Source organism: Millisia brevis NBRC 105863 (assembly GCF_001552615.1).
In the GTDB taxonomy this organism is placed as follows: Bacteria; Actinomycetota; Actinomycetes; order Mycobacteriales; family Mycobacteriaceae; genus Millisia; species Millisia brevis.
In genome coordinates this window covers 1-4181 of the sequence record NZ_BCRN01000042.1, presented here as the reverse complement: position 1 = coordinate 4181, position 4181 = coordinate 1, and the positions used below count along the sequence as shown (strand labels likewise).

The window sequence follows — 4181 nt, the reverse complement described above, 5'->3', positions numbered from 1 at the left end:
CCCGATCAGTGTGCAATAGGTCGCGTTTACGTCACATTGGTCTGGCCGTATACCGCTGCTGCCCAGCACAAGTGTGGTGGAGGAATGAAATCACGCATAGCAAAGTAGAGCGGAGAAACGCTGAATCTTGCCGCCGGTCACTGATTTATGAGCTAGAATACACTCCGTGGTCAATTGGAGAGCAGCCCACGCAGCGGACAGGCTGGCGGTGCGAGCTAGGTCAAATCTGTGTGCATACCTGCCTGATGCGTGCCAGCTTCGCGAACGCACCGAAATAAGAACCCCGATGGGTGCAGCATCGGCCGACCATGTTCGGACCGCGCGTTTGATTCGGCCTATCCCGGTCATTTACGAAAGTGCATTGCCCGCTAGCGACCTGCCAAACTATCGAGAGTTCCAGCCTCCGTTGGAGGTTGGAATCGAAACTGTCTGCAGGTCCCCGGACGCTAGACGTCATGGCCGCACCATTGCTATGTCCTCCACTCATTCTCTTGGCTTAACCAACAGGGTAGGCAGGCCAGGGATCCCGTTACGTCGGGTCTTTGAGTCGTCTCGCCGGGCTCTGTCTCGGTTCCAGGTATCAGAGACTGGAGATTCCTATCCGTCGGGTGGCGTAGTAAGACTGGCCTCCGGCCACTAATTTGATAGCCGCGTTCGGGTTGTCGATCGGATTGGATAGGCATATCGATCTCTCCAAGCTGACAGTTCTCGGCGTGAATCGTACAGGGCGTCCTCGGTCTATTACCCATGACTCACTTTCTGAGACCGAATAAGATCATGCTGTACATGCGGTAGAACTTCGACCTATCAGCTTAAGCGCAAAGACAAAGGTAGATGACAAATTGGCTATTTTCAAGAAGCGAAGCAGAGCATGGCTGCTACCGGAGTATACACCTGTGGCATTGCCGCAGAGTAATAGATTTCTCCTGGATGTATTTAGACTTGAATCGGGTGTGTACCACTGGACTGGAACAGTCGAGGACTTGCTTACTAATCCCAGAAAAATGACCGACGATGCAAGACGAACCGGACATCCATTGGGCTTGCCGATCTTGGCCAACACTGCGAGACTGAATATTGGCGTTAGCGAGACAAACTCAGCCCTTGCGAGATTCGGACGAATGATTCGAATTGTAGGCGCCTCAGGGAAGAACGCCTCACTAAGCTACGAGTATACCGATCTGACTACTGACGAAATCAACGTCGCGCAGTTAGATTCCTGGATTCGGGGTGCAGATATCTCCGAGGGCGCGGGCGAGTTGGCACATCTGCTTGCATCCGAAAAGCTCTACGTCGCTGCCGGTATTGCGCGAGCTGGCAAGATTAAGGTTGAGTTGTCCGACCAAAATAGCTCTACTGCGGGCCTTGCGGTCGAAGAGGTTGGTACGGTGGGGAACCTGCAGGTGACAGGCTCCGCGCTGGGCGTTGCAAGTCGGCAAGTAGTGATAGAAATCAACGGAAGCTGCATTGTAGCACTAAAGCTATTGCGGATGCGATACGGATTCACTGGGATGTGGCTTGATGGGAAACCTCCAGTGGCTCCAGGATCCGAAATCCGCGGCAATACCTCACATGTGGCTTGGGATGCTCCCGATGTTCCTGATCCCAGCCACGATTACCTTTTCCTTGCGGATTAGACCTGGAGGGCCACCCGATGCTCTCGGACAACCAAAGGCGAAGCCTCGCTAGCCAGCGTGTGGCGGCGGCGGTCACCAGGGGGCGTGCTCGTTATGATGCCTATCATAGGCTCGGCGGGGAGGCTTACCACTTCGGACTACTTGCCGAAGGTGTCCTGTACTATGAGGAGGCTTTCCGGGTGTCGCAGAGATTCCCGGATCTGCGTTCTGCTGGCACTGTGGTGGCACACGATTTAGGCGCAATTCAGCTCGCGGCTGAGAATTACCAGACGTCTCGAGAATGGTATCTTACCGCGGCGACGAGGTTCGATTGGAGTAGAAGTTACTACCCGACACCTGTCTCAACTAATTTGGACACTCGTGAACTTGCGGCTCGGATACTGCACGGTCTGGCAGATACCTATTCATTCGAGCACTTTGCTTTCAATGTCGGGGTTTTCAGGCAAGGTGGCATTACGCCGATCGGGGTGCGGTCACCCTTTGCACGCCGTGCTGGAACGGCGGAAGTCGACGCGGATGGTGACGACAGGTCCTTCTGGCAGAATGACTGGCGGGACGCTGAACGTAGAAAATTGGTTCATGGGGTGCTGCACAGCTCACATTCTCTGACGAATCTGCAAAGCGCAGCTCAGGACCTGTGGACTATCGCTAGTACTCGGCCCGAGATCGGCAGTTGGGAACTAAAGGATCTGCTGAACCATGTAAACCAATTGTATCTGCATTCCGTCTGGCTGCTCTATCCGGAGATGGTTAGCGTCGAGGGACCTCGCGCGATGCGTGAACAATACGCAAGAGTATGTCAGTGTTTCGCACGTACCTTACATCGGATCGGACTACCAGGTGCTGCCGAACACGTTATATCTGAGGCTCTAAGTTACTGGGACGGGCTTGAGACGCGCCATGATGACGAAAACATGAGATATGCTGGTGGGCTTCAGGATCTTGCAGGGATGAAACTGGCGCTCGGAAAGCCGGGAGAAATGCTAGAGCTATCGGAGCGTGCAGTCGAAGTTGCAGGAAAGAAAGCATCCGGTCGCTTGCTGGAGGGCTATTTCAACTGTCTCGTTAATCATCACATCGCCACCAGCCGAAAAGATGTATCTACTCTCATGAAAGCCTGGAGAATATCTCGCAGGATGAGGGTGTTTAAGAATATGATGATAGTAGACTCGCTGCTCGGCGACTATTATGCGAGCTGCAGAGAAAGAAGAATGGCGGCAAGCTGGTATAAATCGGCAATCTTATCGGCAATATGTGGACGCTCCGAGGTCAAGATAGCTGGCAGGTCCTCCGATTCGGATCTGGGAGCCCTTCTTGCGACTCTATCGAATTTGATGATCGAATCCGGGTGGGGTGACGAGTTTATTGGAGTACTGACTTGGGCTTCTAGGACTTACACTGTCAGAAAAGAGATTGATCGGCAGCTAGATGAAGAAGGTAACTTCTCTCCGTTCTTAGGACCGGCGTCAATGCTGAAGCAGTCGGGCACCCTGCGCCCGGATACTGGAATCCTAACCGTTTGTCTGATGGGAGAACGGTGGTTTTCTGGGTTTAAGCTTGGTACAGGCAGATGGGAATTCTCGACAGGAAGTGTATTGGACTTGGGAGTCGAGTTTGATTCCTTCAGCGAGTTTTCGAAAAGAGTTCAAAATAGCGGAGATTCTGGAAAGTATGCAGAGGCTGATTGGTCCGTGGTAGAACCCGGTGCTAACCGTCGAGGTGAGGGCGGCCTGGGTTTTGCGTACGAACTTCTTCCTCGTAATCTGCGGACGGAGTTAGCGCGCAGCATGACCAACAAGAGACGAATGAGTTGGCTTGGAGTTTATTTTTGTGACCGTACTAGTCAAGCGATTCCTTGGGGCCTAGTTCCCGTTAGCTATATTAGCGAACAGAAAAATGAGGAGGTGCGTCTTGTCTTCGACCGTTTGAAAATCTTTTCCGTGTCACACGGTGGACCAAGACGGGCTGCGCCGAGGTCGCGAGGGAAAGTAGTACTGGCCGGAACCACTATGCGGTACGGCGATCCATTCGTGTTCCTCGATAACAAGAAGAAACTCCTGACCGCGTGTGCGTCGTCTGAAATGAAGATTTTACATATTGGTGGGCACTCGGTGGTTCGGAGAACGGGAAATACTTCAGAGCAGGGGGTCGTCCTGGGGTCGGGGCAGCGCGTGTACGAGGGTGACTTTGATAGTGTTTATGGTGTTGGCATGGTCGAATGCACAATACTCTCAGCTTGTTGGTCTATATCCGGGTCATCGGGAGACTCCAAGGACTTGCTGAGCCTTCCTACCGGGTTTCTTTTGCGTGGTGGTAGCATAGTAATTGCGACGATATGGGCCATCCCGGAAGATGCTCATACGCGTCAACTTGAGGAGAACGTGCTGCGCAGGCTTGCCGCTTGTTCTGGGTCAGAAATGGAATACATCGAAGCTCTGACGGACATACAAATTATAGCGGCGAAGCACGGCGATTCGTTCGGCGACGTTAAGCACTGGGCCGCCTACACCGCAATAGCACCATTGGATGTTTTTACTCTCGATG

2 protein-coding genes are annotated in these 4181 nt (G+C 53.0%); both read left to right on the top strand.

Annotated elements, in window-relative coordinates; translation table 11 throughout:
• Nucleotides 1-896 precede the first annotated feature (896 nt).
• Nucleotides 897-1637 (top strand): hypothetical protein, encoded by a 741-nt coding sequence (locus MB1_RS25910; protein ID WP_169801736.1) that lies wholly within the window; start codon nucleotides 897-899, stop codon nucleotides 1635-1637.
• Nucleotides 1638-1696: 59 nt separating this feature from the next.
• Nucleotides 1697-4181, top strand: a 2485-nt coding sequence (locus MB1_RS25905) for a tetratricopeptide repeat protein (protein ID WP_169801735.1), incomplete at its 3' end; no start/stop codon positions are given.